The sequence below is a fragment of the Methylosinus sp. is20ea genome (assembly GCF_059718135.1).
On record NZ_AP046088.1, the window covers coordinates 1,616,718 to 1,642,931 of the forward strand.

At 65.0% G+C, this 26,214-nt stretch carries 20 protein-coding genes and 1 tRNA gene; 14 read left to right on the forward strand and 7 right to left on the reverse strand.

The window, feature by feature from the left end; genetic code table 11:
- Positions 1–2 precede the first annotated feature (2 nt).
- The 5 genes from icmH to AC6IY7_RS07395 are packed head-to-tail and all read right to left on the reverse strand — an operon-like array spanning position 3 to position 6,733.
- Complete coding sequence (gene icmH / locus AC6IY7_RS07375) at positions 3–1,517, reverse strand: type IVB secretion system protein IcmH/DotU (protein ID WP_497782412.1); 1,515 nt, start codon at positions 1,515–1,517, stop codon at positions 3–5.
- A complete protein-coding gene (gene tssK / locus AC6IY7_RS07380) occupies positions 1,514–2,854 on the reverse strand; it encodes a type VI secretion system baseplate subunit TssK (protein ID WP_497782413.1) in 1,341 nt (446 codons plus the stop codon). The genes icmH and tssK overlap by 4 nt, the downstream gene beginning before the upstream one ends.
- Positions 2,855–2,872: 18 nt before the next feature.
- Entirely contained in the window at positions 2,873–4,276 is a 1,404-nt protein-coding gene (gene tagH / locus AC6IY7_RS07385; RefSeq protein WP_497782414.1) for a type VI secretion system-associated FHA domain protein TagH, read from the reverse strand.
- A gap of 46 nt (positions 4,277–4,322) precedes the next feature.
- Positions 4,323–4,889 (reverse strand): DUF6931 family protein, encoded by a 567-nt coding sequence (locus AC6IY7_RS07390; RefSeq protein WP_497782415.1) that lies wholly within the window; start codon positions 4,887–4,889, stop codon positions 4,323–4,325.
- A gap of 11 nt (positions 4,890–4,900) precedes the next feature.
- The gene (locus AC6IY7_RS07395) at positions 4,901–6,733 is read right to left on the reverse strand and encodes a type VI secretion system Vgr family protein (protein ID WP_497782416.1); all 1,833 of its coding nucleotides are present in this window, start codon (positions 6,731–6,733) and stop codon (positions 4,901–4,903) included.
- A 108-nt stretch (positions 6,734–6,841) separates the two neighbouring features.
- Here AC6IY7_RS07395 and AC6IY7_RS07400 point away from each other — a divergent pair, with 108 nt between their 5' ends.
- The 11 genes from AC6IY7_RS07400 to AC6IY7_RS07450 all read left to right on the forward strand — a co-directional run bounded on the left by AC6IY7_RS07400 (position 6,842) and on the right by AC6IY7_RS07450 (position 21,289).
- Complete coding sequence (locus AC6IY7_RS07400) at positions 6,842–7,384, forward strand: OmpA family protein (protein WP_497782417.1); 543 nt, start codon at positions 6,842–6,844, stop codon at positions 7,382–7,384.
- 6 nt (positions 7,385–7,390) lie between these two features.
- A complete protein-coding gene (locus tag AC6IY7_RS07405) occupies positions 7,391–8,938 on the forward strand; it encodes a type VI secretion system protein TssA (RefSeq protein ID WP_497782418.1) in 1,548 nt (515 codons plus the stop codon).
- 180 nt (positions 8,939–9,118) lie between these two features.
- Positions 9,119–9,658 (forward strand): type VI secretion system contractile sheath small subunit, encoded by a 540-nt coding sequence (tssB, locus tag AC6IY7_RS07410; RefSeq protein ID WP_497782419.1) that lies wholly within the window; start codon positions 9,119–9,121, stop codon positions 9,656–9,658.
- A 12-nt stretch (positions 9,659–9,670) separates the two neighbouring features.
- A complete protein-coding gene (gene tssC / locus AC6IY7_RS07415; RefSeq protein WP_497782420.1) occupies positions 9,671–11,179 on the forward strand; it encodes a type VI secretion system contractile sheath large subunit in 1,509 nt (502 codons plus the stop codon).
- Positions 11,180–11,250: 71 nt separating this feature from the next.
- Positions 11,251–11,733 carry an Hcp family type VI secretion system effector gene (locus AC6IY7_RS07420; protein WP_497782421.1) on the forward strand — a complete coding sequence of 161 codons (483 nt, stop codon included), beginning with the start codon at positions 11,251–11,253 and terminating at the stop codon, positions 11,731–11,733.
- A gap of 103 nt (positions 11,734–11,836) precedes the next feature.
- A complete protein-coding gene (locus tag AC6IY7_RS07425) occupies positions 11,837–12,412 on the forward strand; it encodes a type VI secretion system baseplate subunit TssE (protein ID WP_497782422.1) in 576 nt (191 codons plus the stop codon).
- Positions 12,413–12,415: 3 nt separating this feature from the next.
- Positions 12,416–14,383, forward strand: a complete 1,968-nt coding sequence (gene tssF, locus AC6IY7_RS07430; protein WP_497782423.1) for a type VI secretion system baseplate subunit TssF — start codon at positions 12,416–12,418, stop codon at positions 14,381–14,383.
- A complete protein-coding gene (tssG, locus tag AC6IY7_RS07435; protein ID WP_497782424.1) occupies positions 14,380–15,609 on the forward strand; it encodes a type VI secretion system baseplate subunit TssG in 1,230 nt (409 codons plus the stop codon). Before tssF ends, tssG begins: the two co-directional genes overlap by 4 nt.
- Entirely contained in the window at positions 15,606–18,242 is a 2,637-nt protein-coding gene (tssH, locus tag AC6IY7_RS07440) for a type VI secretion system ATPase TssH (protein ID WP_497782425.1), read from the forward strand. Before tssG ends, tssH begins: the two co-directional genes overlap by 4 nt.
- A 269-nt stretch (positions 18,243–18,511) precedes the next feature.
- Entirely contained in the window at positions 18,512–19,855 is a 1,344-nt protein-coding gene (locus AC6IY7_RS07445; RefSeq protein ID WP_497782426.1) for a tetratricopeptide repeat protein, read from the forward strand.
- A gap of 9 nt (positions 19,856–19,864) precedes the next feature.
- The gene (locus AC6IY7_RS07450; RefSeq protein ID WP_497782427.1) at positions 19,865–21,289 is read left to right on the forward strand and encodes a FecR family protein; all 1,425 of its coding nucleotides are present in this window, start codon (positions 19,865–19,867) and stop codon (positions 21,287–21,289) included.
- Between the two features lie 293 nt (positions 21,290–21,582).
- Here AC6IY7_RS07450 and AC6IY7_RS07455 read toward each other — a convergent pair.
- Positions 21,583–21,659, reverse strand: a tRNA-Arg gene (locus AC6IY7_RS07455).
- Positions 21,660–21,843: 184 nt separating this feature from the next.
- Between AC6IY7_RS07455 and AC6IY7_RS07460 the strand changes: the two genes are divergently transcribed.
- The 3 genes from AC6IY7_RS07460 (at position 21,844) to AC6IY7_RS07470 (ending at position 23,898) form a co-directional block, all read left to right on the forward strand.
- Positions 21,844–22,608 (forward strand): alpha/beta fold hydrolase, encoded by a 765-nt coding sequence (locus AC6IY7_RS07460; protein ID WP_497782805.1) that lies wholly within the window; start codon positions 21,844–21,846, stop codon positions 22,606–22,608.
- 34 nt (positions 22,609–22,642) lie between these two features.
- Positions 22,643–23,479: a serine O-acetyltransferase gene (gene cysE, locus AC6IY7_RS07465; RefSeq protein WP_497782428.1), complete on the forward strand. Its 837-nt coding sequence runs from the start codon at positions 22,643–22,645 to the stop codon at positions 23,477–23,479.
- A 170-nt stretch (positions 23,480–23,649) separates the two neighbouring features.
- A complete protein-coding gene (locus AC6IY7_RS07470) occupies positions 23,650–23,898 on the forward strand; it encodes a hypothetical protein (RefSeq protein ID WP_497782429.1) in 249 nt (82 codons plus the stop codon).
- A 14-nt stretch (positions 23,899–23,912) separates the two neighbouring features.
- Here AC6IY7_RS07470 and parC read toward each other — a convergent pair whose 3' ends face one another.
- Positions 23,913–26,168: a DNA topoisomerase IV subunit A gene (parC, locus tag AC6IY7_RS07475; RefSeq protein ID WP_497782430.1), complete on the reverse strand. Its 2,256-nt coding sequence runs from the start codon at positions 26,166–26,168 to the stop codon at positions 23,913–23,915.
- Between the last annotated feature and the right edge of the window lie 46 nt (positions 26,169–26,214).

A 26,214-nucleotide genomic window follows, 5' to 3' on the forward strand; every position in this document is an offset into this window, starting at 1 on the left:
CCTCAGTCTATGCGGCTGATCAGCACTTCGACGCGCCGATTGAGGCGCCGTCCGGCTTCATTGGCGTTGTCGGCGATCGGCTCGGATGGGCCGCGGCCGGCCTCGGTGACGCGCGACGCATCCTTGAGCAGCGGCCGCAACAGCGAAGCGACGGCGCGCGCGCGCTCCTCGGACAGACGCTGATTGTCGCGGAAGGGATTGAGCGGGCTCAAAGGTTGATTGTCGGTGTGGCCGATCACTTTGATCGGCCCGGTCTCGCCGTCTATGGCGCGCGCGATGCGCTCGGCGATGGGCGAGAATTGCGGCAGCACCGCCGCCTTGCCGGATTGGAACAGAACCGCGTCGCCGACTTTGATCTGCACCCATTTGCCATTGCAGGTGACGCTCACGCCGTCGCCCACTTGCTCGCCGATGCGCTTGCATTGCACGGAAGGTTTCGGCGGCGGCTCCACGCGCGGCAGATTGAGCCGCTCCTGCAGCGCGATCTTGGTGGAAGGGTGAAGCGTCTCGATCTCTGCGGCGACGGATTCGCCGATTCCGCCGAGCTTTGCGCGCAGGCCGATGAAGACGCCGAAGAGCAAGAGCGCCGCCACTGCGGCGGTCGCCCATACGGGCAAAACGAAGCCTTTGCGGCCGAGCGGCAGCGCCTGGCCCTTCCAGCGCGGCGAGAGATCGAGCACTTGCTTCGGCCGCACGCGGCGCAGCAGCTCATAGAGATTGCGCTGGATATATTGCAGCTGATTGGGGCCGCCCTCGGCGGCGCGATATTGGCCTTGAAAGCCGAGCGCGAGGCAGACATGCTGCAATTCCAGCACGTCGAAATTGGCGCCCGGATCGCGCTGCAGCCATTCGAGCTGCTTGAAGAAATTCACGCCGCCGAGACGCTCGCCGAAGAAGCGCGAGGTCATGCTGTAGCGCGTCCACAAATGGCGATCGTCGGTCGGTATGTTCTGGACGATGTCGTCGGCCGTCGAGCAAATGAGATATTTGGCGACATTGGCCTGCTCCGGCGTGACGCCGGCGCTGCGAATATCCTTGTCGAAAAAGGCGACGGCGGCGGCGACCTGCTCGAGCAGGCTCTCGAGATCGGCGCTGAGCGCGGCGACGCGCAGCCGCCCCAGCAGATGCAGCAGCGGGCCGGCGGCGCGCAATATGGGATTGGGATGCTGCGCGACGAGCGCGTCGAAATCCAAATCCTCGGCGCGCTGCAAGGGCGCGGCCGCCTGCTGCTGCCCGCGTCCCGTCACCCAGGCGTCGGGCGCCGGCGCGCGTGGCGCGCTCGCGGTCTCGAAAGGCGAGGGCGCGAATTGGCCGTAAGGATGCTCGGCCGGGCGCGGCGCGCCGAAATCGGGCTGCGGCGCATAGGCGGGCGCCGTCTGCGGCGTGTAGCCGGGCGTCGGCGGAGCGGGCGGGGGCGGCGCAGCGGGGCGCGGAGGCGGACGGCGTCCGCCGGGATTGGGCTGGAACACGGTGCGGTCGCCGCCCGGAGGACCGAAAGGATTGTCCTTGTCGCTCATCTCTTATCCTCCCGAATGGCCCAGAGCTCGAGCTCGAGGTCCGGCCAATCGCCGGAGAAATGCAGGCCGATCGCGGCGGCGACGCTGAAATCGGCCCAGAGCGGACTCTTCTTGTCGATGTAGAAATACACATGGTCGCCGAGTAGCCGAATCTGCGGCGGCGGCGAAGGCCGATGCACGATCGGCACGCCGGGGAGATTGTAATGCACGATCTCGTTCATGCGCGTGTCGGGACCGATCTTCAGCAGATTGGGAAACTGCATCTGAATCTCGGTGAGCGGGCGACGCGAGGCGACCTCGAGATAGAAGGAGGCGTTCTGGAACAGCGAGCGATCCTTGATCGGCGATTTGAACGCGTTGGGCGCGAGCTGCTGCAGCTCGAGGCGAATGGCGCGATGATCGGCGTCCTTGCTGAGGAAGTCCTGCAGATCGCGCAGCACCGGCTCGAAAGTGCTCTTCAGATTGTCGTGATCGTAGGCGCGATAGCTCGGCGCGCGGCGGTCGCTGGCGCAGAAGGTGGCGAGCTCCCCGGCGAGCGAGACGAGAAACACATAGAGCCGCTCGGGATGCAGATGATTGGCCGTATGCTCGAAATGCTGGAGCGCCGGTATCGCGCGATTGAGCGTCTGCAGCAGCAGATAATCGCGATTTTGGAGGCCGCCGCCGGCGGTGGGATCGGCGGCGTAGCGGGCGATGGCGTCGAGCTTGTTCTCGATCCAGCCGATGACGCGATTGAGCCAGCCGACGACGACGTCATGCGCGCGGCAGACGAGCACTGTGGGCGCGAATTCCGGATCGAGCAGGATCGCGCCATTCTCGAGCTTCACGATGCGCGCGACGGGGAGGTTGTTGTAGCCGCGCTTGCGCTCGCTCTCGAGATGCAGCTCCATCCGCGGATGCGCGACCTCTATCTCCTCCTCGCTGCGCAGCTCGGAAGTGGAGTCGATGAAAGTCTCGGAGGCGTGGAAATAGCGGCTGGCCGAGACGCTGTCGCGCCGCGCCACCTCGCGCGTGTTGGGCGAGGCCTCGGGAAAGGCGAGCCAGACGATGCGATTGGCGATCTTGTCGTCGATCGGCAGAGGCTCGGGCAATTCCTCCTTGCCCTCGAGCTGGAAGGGCGTGCCGTCCTGCATCACGCCCCAGGCGGCCTCGAGCCCGAATTTGCCGCGCTGCGCGAGGCCATGGTCGATGTCGAGGCGGGAGAAGCCCCAGGAGAAGGGCGCGAGATGGCGCGTGCGGGCCGTCGTCGCCCATTCGAGATAGCGGTCGCCCTGCTGGAAGTGGTGCGGGCGCAGGAACAATCCTTCGCTCCACACGACCTTGCTGCGCCAAGACATTTGCTCCCCCTGTTATTTTTATTTCCGGGCGTCGGCCCGGTCGTAGCAGTCGGCGAAATTGCGCATGAAGGCGTCGGCGAGCTTGTCGCCGGAGCGCGGGCTCATCGCCGTCCAGCGCTCGACATAGCGGTCCCAGAGGCGCGCCTTGCGCGAGCCGACGAGCGAGGCGATGCCTGAATCCTTGCCCTGCGCTTTCTCGAGGCTCGCCGGATCGAGACTGTCGCTCAACATGCGCACCGCCTCCTGCATGGCGGCGTAGGTGCGCAGCTCATGCGCCTTCACATCGACGAAGGCCTGGGCGAAGGCGGGACCGGCGGAGAGATAGCCCGGCCGCGGCGCCCCGAGGACGATGCGCAGCGCCTCTTCCGTCGTCGGCGCGAATTTCAGCGGGTTGTTGCCCTGCGCCTCGATGATCGTATGGCTGGCGCTGCGCGTGAGCCGCTTGGCCTCGGCGCGGGCGCGTAGCAATTGCCGCGTCTCCTCGGCGATGAGGCGCGTCAGCGCGCCGAGCTGCTCGCCCAATTGCGCCGGCGTCGCGCCCGCGAAAGGCTGCTCCGGCAATCCGAGCGCGCGCGCAAAGCTCGCCAGAAACTCGGAATAGGCGCCGTCCACCCCCGGCGCGGCGGGAGCGGGCGCCGGCGGCACGACAGCGACGCGCGGCGGCGGAGCGGGCGCGACGGCGATCGATGGCGGGGCGGGAGGCGCCGAAGGAGGAGGCGGCGCCCAGTCCACCACCGGCGTGGACATTGTCTCACGCATCGGCGGCGCGGAAGGAGGCGGCGACGCGCCCCATATATCGTCGGAGGCGGGCGGCGCAGGCGCGACGAGCGGAGCGGCCTCGGGCGGCGCAGGCGCGAGGCCCCAAATCGAAGCCGGTTCGCCCGCGGGCTCCGTGGACGGGCGCCGCGGCGTCGGCGTCATCGGCGTCGGCGCGTCGGCGACATGATCGATCCAATCGACATGCGGCGTCGGATCGAGTCGACGCGGATCGAGCGATCGCGGATCAATCGGCGGCGGCGCCGGCTCCGAAGAGCTCCAGAAATCATCATAGGACGGCGCCGGCGGCGTCGCCGAGACCGCAGCGGTCTCGAGCGCGGGCGCGTCGCCCTCCACATGCACGACGACCACATATTCGCCGATATAGAGGCGATCGCCGTCGCGCAGCCGATAGGGGGACTGGACGCGCGTTTCGGGATGATTGACGAAAGTCCCGTTCATCGAGACGTCGGTGAGATAATAGCAGCCGTCGCGCGGGGCGATCTCGCAATGGCGTCCCGAGATGAAATGGTTTTCGTCCGGCAGGCACCAGTCGAGATGCTGATTGCGGCCGATGTCGACGCTGCGGCGGCCCTCCGCGACATAGGTCAGCGGGCCGCCGTCCGGCCGCCGGCTGAAATTCTCGATGGTCAATGTCAGGCGCATTCCCCGATGGCTCCCCCCGCGCGCGACTCGCCCGCGCCTCGCAGCCTCACGACCGGCCGATATCGCCGACGGCGCAGCGCAGCGCCGCCTCGATCCATTCGACCTGCGCGGCGTCGCGGCGATCGGCCGACAGCGCGCCGACAGCGATCAGCACGGCGCCGCGCGCCGCCTGCGCCGTCGCCTGCGGCGGCGGCTCGATAAACTGGGCCGGATTGGACGAGACATTGCCTCCCGACCATCCCGCCGCCTGGGCGACCCAGGCCGCCGCGAGCGATTTTCGCGCCTGCGTCGCCTCGTCGAGCGCGCGTCGCCGCCGCGCCTCGCTCGGCTCCGTGACCCATTCGTCCGCCGCCTGCAGGCAGCGCAGCGAGACGGCGTCGTCCGGTGCGGTCTGGCGCACGCAGCGCGCGGCCCACCACACCGCCTCGCGCCGTGCGAGCAGATAGGCGCAATAGGACAGAGCCGCGCGCCGCTCTCCCTCTTTCGTCAAGCGGGAGACGAAAGCGGCGGAGGGCTCGTCGCAGCTCTCCACCCCGACGTCGACCTCCGCAGTGGGAAAGGCGGCGTAGAGGTCTCGCACCGTGGCGAAGCGGATCTTGCTCGACGCGGTCAAAAACGCCCCCTTCAGTTCAAGTCGATCTTGGTCGCCGACAAAGCGATGATCGTCGAGCTGATCTCGATCTTGCTCGGCGTGAGCTTGATCGAGCTCGCGCCCGTTTGCAGCGTGATGGTGTCGCCGAGCGATTCGATCTTTATGCTCTGATCGACGGTCGTCGCATCCTTGCCGCCATGAATCGTCGTCGCGCGCGAGCCCGATTGCAGCGTCAGCTCGTCGCCGCCCTGCTTCAGAGTCGTCTTGCGCGAGGCGCCGCCGCCCGAGAAAGCCTCGCCGATCTCGACGGTCTGCGAATTGCGGATCACCACCTGATGATCCTTCTCGGCGTGCATGCGGATCTTCTCGGAGCTCTTCTTGTCCTCGAACATGAATTCATTGTAGCCGCCATGGCCCTTCGAGGAATCGGATTTGATCCCCGACTGCGTGTTGTTTTCCGGCAGCTTGTAGGGGAATTTATTGCCGCCATTATAAACGGCGCCGACGACGATGGGCTTGTCGGGATCGCCCTCGAGAAATTCGACGACCACCTCCATGCCGATGCGCGGAATGAATTGCGCGCCCCAGCCGGGTCCGGACCAGAGCTGCGCGACGCGCATCCAGCAGGAGCGCTTGTCCTCGCGGTCCCAATGGAAGCGCACCTTGATCATCCCGTGGCCGTCGGGATCGGTGTCGATCTCCTCGCTGTCGGCGTCCTTGCCGCGCGCGACCACCTTGGCGGTCTGCGGCCCATGGACGAGCGGCCGCGGCGTCACGATGGGCGCGCGGAAAACGCGGTCCGCCGGCTGCAGCTCGTAATTGCCGTGATAGGGCTGCCCATCGACGACGCCGGAGGAGCGAAACGCCTCGTCGGCGAAATGATGCGAGCAGCGGATGACGAGATATTGCTTGTTCTCCGCCTGCGTCGGATGGCGGCCGAGCGCGGCGAGCCCGCCGGGAAAGAGATTGGCGGCCTGGCCCGAGCCGTAGCGGCGATAGTCGATCGCCTGCTCGGCCTCCAGCCGGGCGTCCGCATAGAGCCGGCCGTCGCTCGTCTTCTCATATTTGCCGGGATAGTCGTAATATTCGTAGGTCGTCGCCTTCGCGTAGCGCTCGGAGCCCTGGGCGTTGGTCTTGAGATTGGCGCCCGGCTCGCGAAACGCATAGTCCCGCAATTCGATCTTGCCGGTGCGGAAACGGCGCTCCGACGACCAGGAGAACAGCCCCTGCTCCTGTTGCGTCAGTCCGGCGAGCGCATTGGCGAAGGCGATGGAGGCCCCGCCCGCGATCGGCTCGTGCGACGAGCGCGAATCCGCCAAAACGAGCTTGTGCGCGCCGTCCGAATGCTTGAAGTAGTAATAGATTCCGTGCTGCTCCATGAGACGCGAGACGAAATCGAAATCCGTCTCTCGATATTGCACGCAATAGTCGAGCTCGGGATAGCTGCGCTTGGTCGCATCCTCGATCGAGACATTGCGCTCGCCGAGCACGTCGGTGACGATCGTCATCGCCGTCTTGCGATGAAAGATCCGGCAATTGGTGGCGCGCGTCAGCAGCCAGAAGGCCGGCCGCAGAACGAAACGATAGACGAAGAGGTCCTCATAGGAGCCGATCGCCTGCGCCTCCGCCACGATCCCGCTGAAAAAGCGCTTCGGCCGGTCGAGCAGCGTGAAGGCGACAGTGCATTCGCGCCCGAGCAATTGATCGAAATCGATGTTCCCGTCGACGCTCACGGCCTCGACTCGAAACTCGAAGAGCTCGCTCAACCCTTCGGTCGCGTCCAACGCCGTGATCGCCAGTCTGTCCTTTCCCAAAGGAGTGGACAGGACCGCGATGCGGCCTTCCTGACTCAAAAAATCAGCCATCGTGTGTCCGAATCTCGAAACAACCTAGAAAGCCAAACGGGCAAGCCCTTGACGATACGTAACGGCAAAAATAGTGTCGAGAGGTATTTTTGTGATGGGGACGACATATTGCGACGCAAGGCTCATCTCGCATTGCTTCTGTCGCTCGCTGCCGCGTCCCTCTCGTGGACAAAGTGCCGAGCCGATGACGCGCCGGCCTATTCCGCAACGGATATCGTTCGGCGTTTCGCTTCCGAGCCCTCCTTCGGCGCGGCGCGATCCATCTGCATCGGCGCAGCGACGGATTGCGGCGCCGATGCGCCGAAAGCCGCGCAGGACGAGGCCTTCGACCTCGAAGTGACATTCGAGCTCGGCTCCGAACGGCTGACCGCCGGCGCGCGCAAGAATTTGGACGAATTCGCCAAGGCGCTGCGCGATCCCGCGCTCGCCGCGCGGCGTTTCCACGTCGATGGGCACACTGACGGGCGCGGGCGCGACGAGATGAATCGGCGCCTCTCGCAAAGACGCGCCGAGTCGGTGCGCAACTATCTGGTTTCGGCGGGCGTCGATCCGGCCCGCCTCGACGCGCAGGGCTATGGAAAGACGCGGCCGAAGGTGAATGATCCGCTCGATCCGGCCAATCGCCGCGTCGAAACGCGCGCGGCGGATTGAGCGGCCATGGCGATCGTCGATCCCGCGCTGTTGTCGTCGCCGGTCACGGAAACGGACCCCTGCGGCCCCGATCTCGACGAGAGCGGCGACGCCGCCTTCATGAATTTCTTCGCCTTCGCGCCGTTTCAACTTCCCGACACCTTCTTTACCGACGGTCGACCCTTCGATCCGACCGCCAATGAATTCCGAGAGGCCACAGAATATATTCCGGCGATGCTCGCCGATGTGATGAAGCGCACACGCGATCTGCGCCTCATGGTTTTTCTGGGGCGTCTAGCGATACTCAAGCGCAACCTCGACGAGTTCGTCGACACGGTCGCAGCCATGGCGACGCTGCTGGAGCGCCATTGGGAGGCGGTGCATCCGCGGCCCCGCGACGGCTCGGTGAAGGCGCGCGCCGATATTCTCGACGAGCTCGACGCCTCTGTCGTGACGATCTCGCTGCAATTCGTCACCCTCCACTCCGATCGCCGCAAGGGCAATATCGCCTACCGCTCCACCGTGCTCGCCGAGCAGGAGAAAGCGACCGAAGGCGGCGAGGGCTCCGAGAAGCCCGCCGGCGGCCGCATAGCGGCGATGACGCAAGAGCAGATCGCGCGCGCCCTCGCCGACGCCGGCGAGGAAACCGTCGGCGCGACGCGCGCGAGCTTTCGGCGTCTCGAAGCGGCGCTGAAGACGATTCGCGCGCGCTTCGCCGAGCACACGAGCGGCGCGGAAACGCCGGAATTCGGCCAGTTGCTGAAGGTCGTCGGCGGCGTGCTGGCCTTCTTCTCGCTCGCCTTTCCCGACCCGACCGCCCCCGAGCCGCAAGAGGGAGAGGAGGGCGAGAGCGGCCTCGACGCCCCGCGCGGGGCCATCGCCTGCGCCGCTCACGCGCGTCGCGCGCTGGAGGCGGCGAAAGACTATTTCTGCCTCTACGAGCCCTCCAATCCCGCGCTCCCGCTCGTCGCGCAGGCGATCGGACTGCAAGGCAGGACATTCATCGAGGTGCTCGCCGCCCTGCTGCCCGATCGGCACGCCTATGCGCAATTCGCGATCGGCGGCGAGCAACCCTTCAAGCTCGCCGTCGCGCCGCTCGGCGAGATGACGCCGACCCGCGCGGAATATTTCGACGAGCGCCAAACGCCGCGCAAGACGCGCCGCCGCGTGGAGCGGCCCGCGCCGATCGAAGCGCGGGAGCCGATCGTGGAGGCGCCGATCGAAGACGAGACGCCGATCGCGGAGGAAGCGATCGCGCCGGCGGACGCGAGCCCCGAGGAGACGATCGGAGCCGATCCGCCGCCGGTCGAGGCGCCCGCGCCGCTCGTCGTCGCGGAGCCCGAGCTCGAGGAAATCGAATACGAGGAGATCGAGGAATACGAAGCCGCCGCGCCGAGCTTTGCGGCGACGACGCGCGCGCAGGCCTTGCTGCTGCTCGACGATATCGCGCGCTATTTTCGTCTCGCCGAGCCGTCGAGCCCCATTCCCTGCCTGATCGATCGCGCGCGCGCGCTCGCCGACAAGGACTTCATAGCGGTGCTCGGAGCCGTGTTCGAACGCGAGAATGCCTATTGATCGTCGTAAAATCGCCATGAGGCGGCTCGACCGTGCCTCGATTCAACGCGGTCCGAAGAAAGCTCCGACGATCGCGCGACGCGCGAGAGCGAACGCGCCCTGTCCAATGGCTTGACAGAACACGAACGCTCGGTTTCTCTATCGCGAATTGATGAAGTCGCTTAACTGGGATTATTGTACATGGCGAAGATGAGTGGGCAAAAGTTCATCGCGCGCAATCGGCCCCCGCGAGTCCAAATCGAATATGTCGATCCGACCGCCGATGAGAAGGTCGAGCTTCCGTTCGTGATGGGCGTGCTGGCCGATCTGTCCGGCAATTCGCCCGGGCACGGCAAGGAAGACTTCGACAAGGGAACGGCGGCGAGCCGCAAGTTCGTCGAATTCGACATGGACAATTTCGACGAGCGCATGAGCTCGGAGCACGGCGTTCGGCCGGGCGTCAGCTTCCATGTCGAAAACAAACTGACCGAGCAATCGGGCGAGAAATTGAGCGTGAAGCTCGATTTCAAGAGCATGGCCGATTTCAGTCCCGCCGCCGTCGCCAAGCAGGTGCCGATTCTCGCCGAGCTGCTCGAAGCGCGGCAGAAGCTCGCCAATCTGCGCGTCTATATGGACGGCAAGGACGCCGCCAACCAGCAATTGCGGACTCTGCTGAAAGACCCGCAGAAGATGGAGGCGTTGAAGGAATTTCTCGCCGCGACGCATTCCGGCGACAAATAATCGAGGCGCGAAATGACGACAGAGCTCTCCCAGACCGAAGCCGCCGTCTCCGCGACCGGCGGCGAACTCGACGAATTTCTCCAATCGCTGAAGCAGAGCTTCAAGCCGCCGAAAGAAGAATCTGCGGCGCGGGAGCAGAACGCCCGCGTCCAGGACGCCATCTCCATCTTCGTCGATCAGGCCTTGTCCAACACGGACGCCGTGATCAAGGACGATGTGCTCGACACGATCGAGCGGCTGATCGCCTCGATCGACGAGAAGCTGACGGCGCAGCTCAACGAGATCATCCACGCCGAGGAGTTCCAGAAGATCGAGAGCGCTTGGCGGGGGCTGCATCACCTCGTCTATAGCTCGGAGACCGACGCCACGCTGAAAATCCGCGTGCTGAACATCTCCAAGACCGAGCTCTATCAGCACCTCAAAGATTATCCCAAGGCCAAATGGGACCAGAGCGAGCTCTTCAAGAAAGTCTATGAAGAGGAATATGGACAGCTCGGCGGCCAGCCCTATGGCGCGCTCGTCGGCGACTATTATTTCAGCCATCATCCGACCGATGTGCAGCTGCTGCGTGATCTCTGCAAGATCGCGGCGGCCGCCCATGCGCCCTTCATCTCCGCCGCCGATCCGAGCCTGATGCGCATGGACAGCTGGAACGAGCTGTCCAATCCGCGCGACATCGGCAAAGTGTTCGACACGCCGGAATATGCGGCCTGGAAGAGCCTGCGCGATTCGGAAGACGCCAAATATCTCGGCCTGACGCTGCCGCGCGTGCTGGCGCGTCTGCCCTATGGAGCCGCGTCCGAGCCGGTCGAGGAGTTCGGCTTCGAGGAGGACACCGACGGCCACAAGGGCGAGAATTACGCCTGGATGAATTCCGCCTATGCGATGGCGGCGAACATCACCCGCGCCTTCAAGGAGCACGGCTGGTGCTCGCGCATTCGCGGCGTCGAATCGGGCGGCGAGGTCGAGGATCTGCCGACCCATACTTTCCCGACCGACGATGGCGGCGTCGATCTGAAATGCCCGACGGAGATCGCCATCAGCGACCGCCGCGAGGCGGAGCTGGCCAAAGCGGGCCTGATGCCGCTCATCCACCGCAAGAACACCGACCGCGCGGTGTTCATCGGCGCGCAATCGCTGGCGCGCCCCAAGGAATACAACAATGATCCGGACGCCACCGCCTCCAGCAATCTGGCGGCGCGGCTCCCCTATATGTTCGCAGTGTGTCGCTTCGCACATTATTTGAAGGTCATGGTGCGCGATAAGATTGGCTCCACCAAGGAGAAGGAGGAGCTGCAGAGATGGTTGCAGAATTGGATCGTCCAATATGTCGACGGCGACCCGACCAATTCGTCCGACGAGGTCAAACGCAAGAAGCCTCTCGCCGGCGCGAAGATCACCATCGTCCCGAATGAGGAAAATCCAGGATATTATTCCGCGACATTCGAGTTGCGGCCACATTATCAACTCGAAGGCATGAATATCGGAATGCGCCTCGTGTCTCGTCTCCCGATCAAATAGGGACGATGCGAGGAACGCCTTTCGCGGTTTCACGCATCGATCATTCGAACCGGATCATAAGGATATAGACAATGGCTACCGATATTTTCATCAAGTTCAGCCCCAAGGTCGAAGGCGAGTCCACCGACTCCAAGCACAAGGGCGAGATCGAGATCATGAGCTATGGATTCGGCGTGACCAATCAGGGCACGTCGTCTCACGGCGGCGGCGCCGGCGCCGGCAAGGCGGATTTCCAGGATCTCCATTTCACCAAATCGGTCGACAAATCCTCGCCCAATCTGCTGAAATTCGCCGCCGAAGGAAAGCATTTCGAGGAGACGCTGATCACCGTCCGCAAAGCCGGCGGCGGCCAGCAGGAATATCTCAAGATCACGCTCAACGACGTGTTCATCACCTCCTTCCACAGCGACGGCCACAGCGGCGCGGTGCCGACGGAGAGCTTCACGCTCAACTTCACCAAGGTGAAGCTCGAATACAGCCCGCAAAAGGCCGACGGCTCGCTCGACCCGAGCATCAGCGGCGGTTACGATGTGAAGGAAAACAAGTCGTTCTGATGGATGACGTGTCGGCGGCCGTCGCGCGACGAGGCCGCCGACCGCACAGCGCTTTGCGCGCCGGTCGGCGCGCCGATCCGGGACGCCGCGCGGGAAAAGCTCCATGACCTTCGCGTCGACGACAAGCGTCCAGCCGGCCGACCGGCTCAGCCCGCCCCTCATGCATGTGTTTCGCGCCGCGCATCGCGACCGCCGCGAGCAGGCGCGCGAGACGGCGCGGCGGCAGGCTCTCGCCCGCGACGGCGCAGCGCCGGAGCCGGAGCGCAAGACGCGGCCGCAGCGCGCCCCGATCAACGAGCAGGAGCTGAAGACCGAGGTCGAGCACGACGTCGCCGCGCTGATGAATCATGTCGCGATGGATTCGACCGTCGATCTCGAATCCTTTCCGCGCGTGCGCGGCTCCATTCTCAATTACGGCTTCCCCGATCTCGCCAATCGCACGATGGACGAATTGGAGGCCCGCGATCTCGACGGCGAGATCATCGCCGTGCTGAAGCAATATGAGCCGCGCCTCATTCCCGGAACCGTGCGCGTGACGCGCGACCGCTCGCCCGAGGCGCTTCAAGAGATCCGCTATATCGTCGACGGTCATCTCCTCTGCCAACCGCTGAACGTCCCGATCGAATTCGTCGCCAAATTCGAGGAAACGACGGGCAAGCTGCATTTCACGCGGCGCTGATCGATGAACCGCGAATTTCTCGATCTCTATAATCGCGAGCTCGATCTCTTCTATGAGCACGCCGCCGAATTCGCGGAAGAATATCCCGAGATCGCCAAACGCCTCGGCGGGCTCATCCGCGACCGCGCCGATCCGATGGCCGCCGGCCTCTTGGAAGGCGCGGCCTTTCTGGCGGCGCGCGTGCAATTGAAGATCAAGCACGAGTTTCCGGAATTCGCCAATAATCTCCTGGAGCAGCTGGTTCCGCATTATCTCGCGCCGACGCCCTCCGCCCTGCTGGTGAAAGCGCTGCCGCAATATGGCGACTCGGCGCTCGCAGATGGGCGCTTGTTCCCGCGCGGCTCGCAGATCGACGCGACCTATGTCGAGGCCGATAAGGAGATCGCCTGCCGCTATACGCTGACCGCGCCGATCCGGCTCTGGCCCTTCTACATAAAATCCGCGGAATATTACACGAGCGCCGCCGCACTGCAGCCGCTCAAGATCAATGTGCGTCGCGAGACGATCGCGGGCATGCGCATCACGCTCGTCGTCGCCGCGACGTCGGAACCCGCCGATGACGCGCGCGAGAAGGCCGCGCCTCCCCAGCCCTGGTCATTGTTCAGCGACAATAAGGCGACCGAGCTGCCCTTCTATCTCGCCGGCGCGGAGGCGCACGCCAATGCGATCTACGAGCAGATCTTCGGCCATTGCACGGGCGTGTGGTTCCGCTATGTCGACGCCAACAACGACGCGACGGTGATCGAGGCGCCGAAGGATTGTCTCCGCCAGCTCGGCATGGACGAAGAGGAATCGCTGCTGCCGCGCGACGACCGCATCTTCCGCGGCTTCGACCTGCTGCATGAATATTTCATGTTCTCGCGAAAGTTCCTGGGCTTCGAGCTCGCGCTCGACCGCGCGAAAGTGACGAGCCGCCTGCCCGCACGCGTGATCGACATCGTCTTCGGCTTCGACGAGGTCAACACCGCGCTCGCCGCCAGCGTGCAGAAGGACATGTTCGCGCTCTATGCGGCGCCGGCGGTCAATCTCTTCGAGATGGCGACCGACCGCGTTTCCATCAAAGCCAATCAGCACGAATATCACATCGTTCCCGACAAGAGCCGCTATCTCGATTATGAGCCGCATCGGCTCGTCGACGTCTTCGCGCATTTTCCCGGCAGCGCCGAGAAGCGCCCGGTGCGGCCGCTCTACGCCTCCTCGACCGATCTGCGCGAGAAGAATGCGTTGCAATACACGATTCGTCGCGCGCCGCGCCGGCGAACCATCGAGGAGAAGCGCTATGGGCCGGCAGGCGATTATTTCGGCACGGATCTCTTCATCTCGCTGAGCGACACCGGCTCCTTGTCGGAGGAGACCGCCGGCGTCATCGAGTTGAGCGTGCGCGCCTTGTGCTCGAACCGGCATTTGCCCGAGCATTTGCCGATCGGGCAGAACCGCGTGGATTTTCGTCTCACCGACGATGTCGAGCTCGATCTCGTCTGCGTCGCCGGCCCGACGCGACCCGGCGAGCCCATCGTCTCCTATCAGCGACGCCGCGCCGAGACCTCGCATACGGGAACCGTCTCCTGGCGGCTCATCAATATGCTGAGCCTCAACCATCTCGGCCTCACCGAACGCGAGGCGGGCGACAATGCGCGCGCGCTGCGCGAAATATTGACGACCTTCACCGAGCCCAATGACGCCGCCGGCGAAAGGCGCGTGCGCGGCGTGCTGTCGGTGGAGAGCCGGCCGGTGGTCAGGCGCATTCGTTGCGGCGGCGGCGTCGGTCCGGCGCGCGGCACGGAGGTCACCGTCACTCTGGACGAGAAGGCCTTCGAGGGAACCGGCGCTTTTCTGCTCGGCGCGATTCTCGACCGCTTCTATTGCGAATACGCCGCCTTCAACCATTTCACGCAGCTCGTCCTGCGAACGAATGAGCGCGGCGAGATCATGCGTTGGCCGGCGCGGCTCGGCGCGCGGAGGGCGCTTTGAGCTATTTCGAAAGAATGAAGCGCGAGCCCTGGCGCTTCGACTTTCTCGACATGATGCGCCGCGTCGAGCGCAGCCTCGGCGAGCGGCTCGACGGCGACAGCGTCTTCGCGCATCCGCGCCCGCGCATCGGCGACAGCGCCACACGGCGCGACGAGGTCGTGCGCCTGCGCACGGAGGAATTCGCGAAAGAGGTCGCGGTCTCCTTCGGCCAGGAGGCCTGGATGGCCTTTCCCGGATCGACGCTGCGCGAGATCACGCCGCGCTGGAACAGGCCGCTTCCTCCCGCCGAGAGGCTCGCGCGAGCGGAGACGCCGGCGGATCGCGTGCATATCGTCTCGGCCTTTCTCGGCCTGCTCGGCCCGCAGGGGCCGCTGCCCTATCATTTGACGGAAGAAGCCTACGCCTTCGTGCAGGCCGAGGATCCGTCCTTCGTCCATTTCCTCGATCTCTTCAACAATCGCTTCATCCAATTGTTCTTCCGCGTTTGGGCCGATTCGCGTCCCATCGTGCAGGCCGACCGACCGGAATATGATCGCTTCGGCGCCTATGTGACCTCCATGGTCGGCGTCGGCTCGCAAGCCTTCGACACCACGCGAGCTTTCGAGACCACGCCGGCAAAGCATGGCGGCGAGCGTCGCGAGACCTTCATACCGGAAGGCGTCGGGCTCTATGCGGGACTGCTCGGCTGCCAAGTCAAATCCGCCTCGCGCCTGCGGCAGGCGATCCGCGGCATGCTTCGCGTCGAGACCGAAATCGACGAGTTCATCGGCTCATGGCTCGAATTCGACGAGACGGAGCGCTCCATCCTCGGCGGACGCAACAGCACGCTCGGAACGGATTTTCTCGTCGGCGCTGCGTCGTTCAGCGTGCAGGACAAGATCCGCATCCGCCTGTTCGTCGCCGATATGGCGCAATATCGGAAGTTCCTGCCGATCGGCGACGATTGCGACCGGCTGGTCGATATTTTGTTCTTCTATGTCGGCGACGAGCTCGATTGGGATGTCGAGCTCGCCGTGCCGGCGCGCTGCGTCGAGCCGATCCGGCTCACATCCGGCTCCGCCGCGGGGCCGGCCGGCGGCGCGCGTCTCGGCTGGACGAGCTGGCTCGTCGACGAGGGCGCATCGAAGAAAGACGGCTATCGAGCCGACGCGCGCTTCCAACCGGCGGAGCGCAAAAGGCGCGAGCGCGAAACAGCCAGACGCGAGGCGGAGGCGATCAAATCATGACCGACATTGGACTCGAGACAGTCACCGGCAAGCTCAATCTCGTCGGATTCGAGACGATCGCCAAAGCGCATCGCCAAGCGAAAAGCCTCGGCAATCGCTATGTGGAGCTCGCCCATTGGCTGCTGCACATGCTCGAGAAGACCGGCTCCGACGTCGATATCGTCGCCGATCATTTCAATCTCGATCGCGCCAAGCTGCTCATCGATGTGGAGCGCGCCATCGATGGCCTGACGCCGAGCCAGACCGAGACGCCCTATTATTCCGGCGCGGTGATCGAGGCGCTCGACCGCGGCTGGCACTATTCCACGCTCTTCTTCGCCGAGGCGCAGATTCGCACCGGCCATGTGCTCGTCGGCGTGCTGAAGACCGAAAGGCTGCGCACTGCGCTGCTCGCGGTCTCGCGCGAATTCGGCAAGATCGCCGTCGATGCGCTGCTCGACGAGCACAAGAAGATTCTCTCGCGCTCGGACGAGGAGAATCTGCGCCCCATCGACGGCAGCGGCCTCGCGCCGGCGAACGGCGGCGGCGCCGCGGGCGAGACGCGCGGCCAGACTGCGCTCGATCGCTTCTCGCAGGATTTGACCGCGCGAGCGCGCTCCGGCGAAATGGACCGCATATTGGGCCGCGACGAGGAGATAAGAAAAATCGTCGATGTGCTGATGCGCCGCCGGCAGAATAATCCGATTCTCACCGGCGAGGCGGGCGTCGGCAAGACGGCGGTTGTGGAAGGTTTCGCGCAGGCGATCGTCTCCGGCGACGTGCCGCCGCCCTTGCGCGGCGTCACTCTGCGCGCGCTCGATGTCGGGCTGCTGCAGGCCGGCGCCTCGATGAAGGGCGAGTTCGAGCAACGGCTGCGCTCCGTCATCGACGAAGTGCAGAAATCGCCCAAGCCGATCATTCTCTTCATCGACGAGGCGCATACGCTGATCGGCGCCGGCGGCGCCGCCGGCACGGGCGACGCCGCCAATCTGCTGAAGCCGGCGCTCGCGCGCGGAACGCTGCGCACCATAGCCGCGACCACCTGGAGCGAATATCGGCAATATTTCGAGAAGGACCCGGCGCTGACGCGGCGCTTCCAGCCGATCCAGATCGACGAGCCGGACGCCGCGCGCGCCGCCGCAATGCTGCGCGGCATTCTCGCGCCGATGGAAAAGCACCATGGCGTGCGCATCTCCGACGCCGCCGTCACCGCCGCCGTCACATTATCGCAGCGCTATATTCCGGCGCGGCAATTGCCGGACAAGGCGGTGAGCCTGCTCGACACGGCGAGCGCCCGCGTCGCCATCAGCCAATCGACGACGCCCGCCGCCATCGCCGACAAGCGCGTCGAGATCGACCATCTCACGCAGGAGAAGGCGTCGCTGCTCGCCGATCGCGATCTCGGCGCGGACACGCGCGCGCGGGTGAATGAGATCGACGATGCGATAGCGGCGGCGAAGGACAGGCTCGGCCTGCTCGAGAGCGCTTGGAGCCAAGAGAAATCCATCGTCGACGAGGTGCGGTCGCTGCGCGAGATTCTCGCCCAGACGCCGGATGAAGACGCGCAGGAGAGCGAGCGCGCCAAGCTCGGGGAAAAGCTCGGCGCATTGTCCGCGCTCGATCCCGAGACGCGCGCTATTTATCCTCATGTCGACGAGCAGGCGGTGGCCGCCGTCGTCTCCGATTGGACCGGCATTCCGGTCGGGCGCATGGTCAAGGATGAGATCGAGAACATCCTCCGCCTGCCGGAGATATTGAACAAGCGCGTCGTCGGCCAGAGCCATGGTCTCGCGATGATCTCCAAGCGCATCGAGACCAATCGCGCGCGGCTCGACAATCCCAATAAGCCGATCGGCGTCTTCATGCTGTGCGGCCCGTCCGGCGTCGGCAAGACCGAGACGGCGCTGGCGCTCGCCGAAGCCATCTATGGCGGCGAGCAGAATATCATTACCATCAACATGTCGGAGTTTCAGGAGGCGCACACCGTCTCGACGCTGAAGGGCGCGCCTCCCGGCTATGTCGGTTATGGCGAGGGCGGCCGGCTCACCGAGGCCGTGCGGCGCAAGCCTTACAGCGTCGTGCTGCTCGACGAGATCGAGAAAGCGCATCCCGACGTGCATGAGATTTTCTTCCAAGTCTTCGACAAGGGACAAATGGAAGATGGTTCGGGGCGGCGCATCGACTTCAAGAACACGCTTATCATCCTCACTTCCAATGTCGGCACCGATCTCATCATGGAGCTCGGCGCCGATCCCGCTTATCACGACGATCCCGAAGCGCTCGCCGCCGCGCTGCGGCCGGAGCTGCAACGCGTGTTTCCGCCGGCGCTGCTCGGGCGCATCGTCGTCATTCCCTATTTCCCGCTGTCGCCGGATATGCTGTCCGGCATAGTGCGGCTGCAATTGAATCGCATCGGCAAGCGCATCGAGGAGAATCACAAGGCGGCTTTCGTCTATGACGACGCCGTGGTCGATCACATCGTCGCGCAATGCAATGATCCGGATTCGGGCGGGCGCATCATCGACAACATCATCACCAACACGCTGCTGCCCTCGCTCTCGCGCGAATTTTTGAAACGCTCGCTGGCGAAGGAGGAATTGCGCGAGGCGCGGGTGACGGTGGCGGACGGCGCCTTCGGATATGAGTGGGGGTGAGCGTCGTCGGATTCGCCCGGCAGGCATTTTGTCGGGCGAGGAAGTTTTCCCTCCAATGGCGTGGGAGCGCATTTCTCGGCGCAAAACGTCGGCCGCGCGCTTAAATTCGGTCCGCGTCGCTCTCGAATGCGATCCGACGAATCCGCGCCACGCCCGACAACGCTCCAGGTCGGGATCGAGACTCCGTTGCCCTAAAATCGACGCAATTGAGAAACTATTTGAACACATAACAGCCATCAGTGAGACGTGCGCGTCAGGGACGAGAGTTCGTGAGAGACAGACAAATCAGCGCATTGGCTCTGCTGGCTTGCGTCCTGCTCGGGAAGGCCACCGCGTTCGCACAATCGGAGCCCCCGGCGCCGCAATCCGAATTGGAGCGTCTGGCGGCTCATGTCCGCACGCATCCGACCGATTACGAGCAGACTTTCACCTATATTCGGCTCGCGACCGAGCTGCATGACGAAGCCGCGATCGGCGCGCTCGAGCGTTTGCTCATGTACAATCCCGGCCTCGGCCTGGCGCGCAAGGAGCTCGGGTTTCTCTATGCGCGGATCGGCGCCGCGCAGAGCGCCGTGTCCAATCTTCGCGCGGCGTTGAAATCGTCCGATCTCGATCCCGCGCAAAAAGCGCAGATCGAGGCGCAGCTTCCCGATATAGAGAGACAGACGCAGGCCAGCCGATTCTCGGGAAGCCTGCAAATCGGCGTGCGGACGCAATCCAACGCCGCCTATCTTCCGTCGAGCGGCCTCTTCGACGTCGGCGGCGTGCAGTCGTTCGGCGGCGTGACGGGCCGCCAGTCCGACGCCAACACATTCGAGCAGGCGCAGATCGCGCATGATTATGATTTCCAGACTCAGCGCGGCGACATGCTCGAAACGCGCGGGATGGCCTATGCGACGCAGCAATTCTCGCTGTCGCAATATAATGTCGCCTTGTTCTCGCTCTCGGTCGGACCCCGCTTCGCGCTGCCGGAGATCGCGCCCGGCCTCACGGTGAAGCCCTATGTCGCCGGCTCCGCTTCGCTCGTCGGCAATCTGAATTATCTCAACACCGGCGGCGCCGGCGTCGGCCTGCGCCAGACGTTCGGGAACCGGCTCACGCTCGAGCCCGGTTTCGAATGGACGCGGCTCTGGGTCAATTCGGGCTCCGCGCCCGGAAGCGATACGCAAACGGTGGCGACGATCGCGAGCGGCGACGTGTTCACCGGCTCGCTCGGCGTCAGCCTGCGCATTTTCGACAATGTGCGACTGGAAGGGCGCGGCGCCTTCTCGCGCGCAGCGGCCTATGTCGCGGCGCAGGCGTCGGACCAGCTCGATGTGCAGGCGATGTTGCGCCTCGAGGTCGATCCGCCGCTCCCGGAAATGCCGCGGCGTTGGACCATCGCGCCCTATGCCCGCTTCACGCAGATCGCTTTCGACATCGCCAATCTCGCGCTCGATCCCTTCCGCGTGCGGCGCGACGACGCCTGGACCTATGGCCTGGCGCTGGATGCGCCCATCACCGCGCAGCTCGGCGTCTCCGGCCATCTCGAATTTCTGCGCAATGATTCGAATATTTCGAGCTTCAAAATGCAGAACGTCTCTCTGACGTTCGGGCCGACCGCGAAATTCTAGGGAGAGGCCATGCGAAATCCGCCCTCCATCGCGCTCCTCGCGCTTCTATGCCTCGGTACGACGAATGTCCGCGCGGATGTCGTCGGCAATGTCGGCGCGGTCAATCCGGCGGCGCAGGGAACGCCGCCCGGCGGCGCGTCCAAAGGACTGGCGCTCGGCGCCGGAGTCGTCGACCGCGAGCGCATCGACACCAAATCGGACGGCCGCGCGCAAATCGTCTTTCTCGACAAATCGACGCTCGGCGTCGGCGCGAACAGCTCGGTGACGATCGATCGCTTCGTCTATGACGCCACGGCCGGCGCCGGCAAGCAGAGCCTGTCCATCGCCAAGGGCGCGCTGCGTTTCATCGGCGGCGAGGTGAGCCATGGCGCCGGCATGGAGATCAAGACGCCATCGGCGACGATCGGCGTGCGCGGCGGCATGGTGCTGGTGCGCGTCGGCGGCGATTGCGGAGAGATGGCGCAATCCGCGGGCGGCTGCGACGAGATCGTGCTGCTGAACGGCGTCGCCACCATCGTCACGGCCAAAGGCCGAATGCTGCGTTTGACCCGCCCGGGCTATGGCGTGTTCGTCGGCTCGGAAAGCGGCGACATTTCCGATCCCGCGCCAGCGGGGGAAGCCGCCATAGAAGGTTTCGACCAGCAATTCGCCAGCCTGCCCGGCCAGACCGGGGGCGCGAGCCTCGGCGCCCTGCCGAGCGACGCGCAGGCGATCGCGCATCTCGGCGTTATTCGCGAGCCCGACCGCACGCCCTGGGCCGGACTCGGCGCGATCGGCGCGCATTGGGGCGGCGCCGGCATAGCGCAGAGCCGCGCCCAGACGAATAATCAGACGGTCGCGACGCACACCCAGCAAGCGATCGCGGCGGTCGTGGCGGCGCAAAATGCGGCCGCCCACGCCGCGGCGAGCAATGGAGCCGCATCCTCCGGAGTGACATTCGATCCGTCCAATCCCGCCAGCGGCGCAGTGGGCGCGCTGTTCGCCAGCGGATTTTGCGTTTGGGGCTGTGTGACGCCGACCGTCGTTTCGCAGAGCGTCTCGGGCTCCGCTTCGATCATCACGCTGCAGGCGACCTTCCCCGGATATGGCTATTTTCTGATCGCTTTGACCGTGAACGCCGCGAGCGTCAATTATTCTGCGGGACAGACCTCGGCGAGCTTCAGCGGCGCGATCGCCGCGAACATCGCCTATCACCCCGCCAATGGCGGCGCGGTGCAGACGAACACCTATAATCTGGTCGTCAGCGAGAATCTGAGCTGGTCGGGAGTCGTGTCGGCGAATGGCGTTCCGACGACATTCACCGTCAGCGGCAGCGACACGCTGAATTTCGTGAATGCGTCCGGCATTGTTCTCGAACCGCCGGCCACATCGACGAACTCCTTCTTCAGCCTGCCGGACGGCTTCTCGGAGAGCTTCAACTTCTCCTATCCGTGACGGACGGCGTCTCCGCCGCATAGGACAGGGAGCCGGCTCAGGTCATTATTGCGCGGCGAGTCGCATCGCCGCGTCGACGGGGAGTCCGAATCGGCGGGCGCGCGAAAAATCCGGGCCGCGCCGCAGATCGCGCTCGAACCAGACGGCTCGGACGCTTCGAGGCGTTCGCAAAAAAAAGATCACGATTCGGCGAAACTTCGTTCGCAAGGGCCTATGGTCGCACCCGGCCTCGGACGGGCTGTCCGTCGCCGGAGACCGAATCGGCGTGAGGTGTCGGCGATTTGACAGGGAAATGGCGCGCCCGAAGAGATTCGAACTCCTGACCCCCAGATTCGTAGTCTGGTGCTCTATCCAGCTGAGCTACGGGCGCCCGCGGTCCGCTCTGCGCCCAAAGGACGCGTCGAACCGGCGAGGTGGTCGTTTAGCGGCTACGAGGCCGCTTGGCAATAGGAAGATATTTCGCGACGCGAGACGCTTGCGCCGCCCTAAGGCTGCGATAATTACCGACGATCCTGATGCCAACGCTCCTTGAATGTAATAAAATAGGATTGATGATGGACGAGTTCGGGTCGACCGGCGCACAGATCGCCTATATCGATTTTCCGCCGCTGACGGAGGATCGCCTGGAGCCGATCGTTCTCATTCACGGCTTCGCCTCGACACATGCCGTGAATTGGCTCTTCCCCCAATGGGTCAAAACGCTCACCGAGGATGGGCGGCGCGTCATCGTGCTGGACAATCGCGGCCATGGCAGGTCCGAAAAAATCTACGAGCCGGCCGCATATGACCTCTCCCTCATGGCCGGGGACGTCGCCGCGCTGCTGCGCCATCTCGAGGTCGAGCGGGCCGATGTGATGGGCTATTCCATGGGCGCGCGCATCGCCGTCACGCTAGCGCTCGACCATCCGGAGCTGATGCGCTCCCTCATCCTCGGCGGCATCGGCGCCAATCTCGTGACCACAGGCCTGCCGCGCGGCCTCCCCGAGGCCATGGAGGCCGAGCGCATAGAGGATATCGACGATCCTCTGCTCAAAATGTTCCGCGGCTTCGCCGAGGCGACGCGCGGCGATCTTCGCTCTCTGGCGGCCTGCGCGCGCGGCCCGAATCAGATCATCGACCGCGCGCGGCTCGCGAAGATCGCGATTCCGGTGCTGATCTGCGTCGGCACGCGGGACGAGGTGGCCGGCGATCCACATCCCCTCGAGCCGCTGTTCGCGGACGCCCATGTCGTCGATATTCCCGGCCGCGACCATAATCGCGCCGTCGGCGATCGTGTGTTCAAGCAGGCCGTGCTCGATTTCCTCGCGCAACGGGAATAGGCCGAAGGACGGCCAGCGACACGGAGCGACAGCCATGGCGAATGACCGCGGGCCGGCCCAGCTCGTCGCCCTTTCCGGCGTCGATCCGCTGTTCGCCCGCCTCGCCGCCGAGGCCGAGACCGCCGCGACCCGCGAGCCGAATATGGCGGCCTTCCTCTATGCGGCGATTCTCGCGCAGGACAGCCTGGAGGGCGTCATCGCGCATCGCATCGCCCAGCGCCTCGCCGGGCCGGATCTGCCGGCGGCGGTCATCCAGCGCCTCTGCCTCGACCAGATGGCGCGCGATCCGGCCTTCGGCGCCGCGCTGCGCGCCGATCTGATGGCCGTTTTCGACCGCGACCCGGCCTGCACGCGTCTGCTCGAGCCAGCGCTCTATTTCAAGGGCTTCCACGCGATCCAGAGCTATCGGCTCGCCCATGCGCTGTGGCGCTCCGGCCGCAGCGATCTCGCACTCTGGCTGCAGAGCCTGTCCTCGGCGAAATTCCAGACCGACATCCATCCACAGGCGCGAATCGGCGCCGGCTTCTTCCTCGATCACGCGACCGGCGTGGTGATCGGCGCCACCAGCGTCATAGAGCACGACGTCTCCATGCTGCATGGGGTGACGCTGGGCGGCTCCGGCACAGCGGGCGGCGCGCGCCATCCCAAGGTGCGCCATGGCGTGCTGATCGGGGCGGGGGCGAAGCTGCTCGGCGACATAGAGATCGGCGAGCGCGCCCGCGTCGCGGCGGGCTCGCTGGTGCTGGAATCGGTGCCGGCGCACAAGACCGTGGCCGGCGTCCCGGCGCGCGTCATCGGCGATGTGGGCACCGCCGAGCCGGCGCTGACGATGGATCAGATCATCGACGAGTCGCATGATCCGGGGCTGTAGGAGCCCACACACGTCGGCGCCACGACCTTCCCTCAGCGGCCGAAGGCCGCGTCTCGAATTACGCGCATTGCCACGCTGAGCCGTAAATATTGGAACCATCGCGAGTGGATCGGGTTACCGACCCGTGTGCGACAAAACATGGAGAGGTGTGACAAGACATGGAGAGCACAATGCGCAAGCTCCTGGCTCCAATTGCGCTTGGCCTGTCGCTTGTTGGCGTGACGCCTCTATTCGCGGCGCCGCTGGGCACGTATTACAACCCGATACCTGATGTAAAAGGCGGCGACTTATCGGTCCCCGTCCATCGCGGGATGTATTGCGCGAACGGCTCGTGGCACTACGGATGGCTCCGGCCGTGGGAAAGCAGCCCGGTGATTAAGGCGAGTTGCGGCAGCGCCGCCAATCAAATGCCACGCTGACCCAGGAGCCGAGCTCACCCCCCGAATCGATTGCTCTTCGGGAACCCCCGCGGCGGCAGCCGCCCCGCCTCCGCCCGATGGGCGATCCATTCTTTCAGCTCGCGCTTGTCCACGGTGAAGGTGCGCCCCGACGAATCGATCCAGGTCAGCCCATCCGCCAGCGCGAAAACCTTGGCGTCGGCGACGCCGCCGTCCTTGTAGCGCTGTAGACGCACGCCCTTGCCACGCGCCATTTGCGGCGCCTCGGCGAGGGGGAACACCAGAAGCTTGCGATTCTCGCCGATGATGGCGACATGGTCGCCGTCGGCTGGCGTCACCACCTTCAGCTTGAACGGCGGCTCGACATTGAAGACCGCGCGGCCCTTGCGCGTCGTCGCGACGAGATCGTTCTGCGAGACGATGAAGCCGCGCCCGTCGTCGGCGACCAGCAGCAGCAGCGCGTCCGGCGTCTGCGGCAGCACCTTCACGATCGCCGCATCCTCGTCGATATCGGCCATCAGCCGCATCGGCTCGCCATGCCCGCGCCCGCCCGGCAGCTTGGCGGCGTCCAGCGTATAGGCCTTGCCATTGGAGGCGAGCGCCAGAATCTTCGATGTCGTCTGCGCGAAGAAGGAGGTCTCCAGCCCGTCGTCGCCCTTGAACTGCAATTGCGTCAGATCGGCCACATGGCCCTTCAACGCGCGTATCCAGCCTTTCTGCGTCACGACGATGGTGATCGGCTCGCGCTCGATCAGCGCCTCGGCGAGATCGATGTCGGTCGCCTCGGGCGCATCCTCGAAGGTGGTGCGGCGCTTGCCGAGCTTGGCGTCGGCGTTGATCGTCTTCTTCAGCTCGCGAATCTGCGTGGTGATCGCCTTCCACTGCTTGCCCTCATCGGCGAGCAGCGACTCGACTTCCTTTTTCTCCACGCCGAGCTTGTCATGCTCCTTGCGCAGCTCCATCTCTTCCAGCTTGCGCAGAGCGCGCAGCCGCGTGTCGAGAATATAGTCGGCTTGCAGATCCGAGAGCTCGAAGCGCGCCTTCAACGCCTGCTTGGGCTCGTCCTCCTCGCGGATGATGCGAATCACCTCGTCGAGATTGAGGAAGACGATGATCATGCCCTCGAGCACCTCGAGCCGGCGCACGATCTCCGCCAAACGATGACGCGAGCGGCGCTCCAGCACCTCGCGACGATGGTCGAGCCATTGGCGCAACGCCTCGTCCAGCGAGACGACGCGCGGCACGGCGCCGTCGACGAGCACATTCATATTGACGGGGAAACGCACCTCCAGCTCGGAGAGCTTGAACAAAGTCTCCATCATCAACGCCGGATCGACGGCGCGCGTGCGCGGCTCGATGACGACGCGCACATCCTCGGCCGATTCGTCGCGCACATCGCCGGCGAGCGGCGCCTTCTTCTCGACGATCAGCTCGGCGAGCTTCTCGATGAGGCGCGACTTCTGCACGCCATAGGGAACCTCGGTGACGACCGCGACCCATTGTCCGCGCGCCGTCTCCTCCTTGTGCCAGCGGGCGCGCAGGCGGAAGGAGCCGCGCCCGGTGCGATAGGTCTCGACGATCTGCGCGCGCGGATCGACGACAATGCCGCCGGTCGGAAAATCGGGCCCTTGCACGAAGGTCAGCAATTGCTCGGCATTGGCGTCGCGATGGGCGATCAGATACAGCGCCGCGTCGCAGAGCTCGCCGAGATTATGCGGCGGAATGGAGGTCGCCATGCCGACGGCGATGCCCTGCGCGCCATTGGCGAGCAGATTGGGGAAGGCCGCCGGCAGCACCACCGGCTCCTGCTCCTCGCCCGAATAATTGGGGCGAAAGTCGATGGCGTCCTCGTTTATGCCCTCGAGCAGCAGCCGCGCCACCGCGGTCATGCGCGCTTCCGTGTAGCGATAGGCGGCGGCGGCGTCGCCGTCGACATTGCCGAAATTGCCTTGCCCGTCGACCAGCGGATAGCGCGAGGAGAAATCCTGCGCGAGCCGCACCAGCGCGTCATAGATCGCCTGATCGCCATGCGGATGGAAGGAGCCCATCACATCGCCGACGATCTTCGCGCATTTCTTGAACGGCGTGTTCGGATCGAGGCGCAGCATCTGCATGCCGTAGAGAATGCGGCGATGCACGGGCTTCAGCCCGTCGCGCGCATCCGGCAGCGCGCGTCCGGTGATCGTCGACAGCGCATAGGTGAGATAGCGCTCCTCGAGCGCCGTGCGCAATTGGACCGGCACGGCGTCGCCGCCGCCCTCGTCGCCAGTGGTTGCTCCGCTCTTCGCCATATCGCCGACTCCCGCCCTTTCGGCGTTTACCGCGTGCGCTTATATC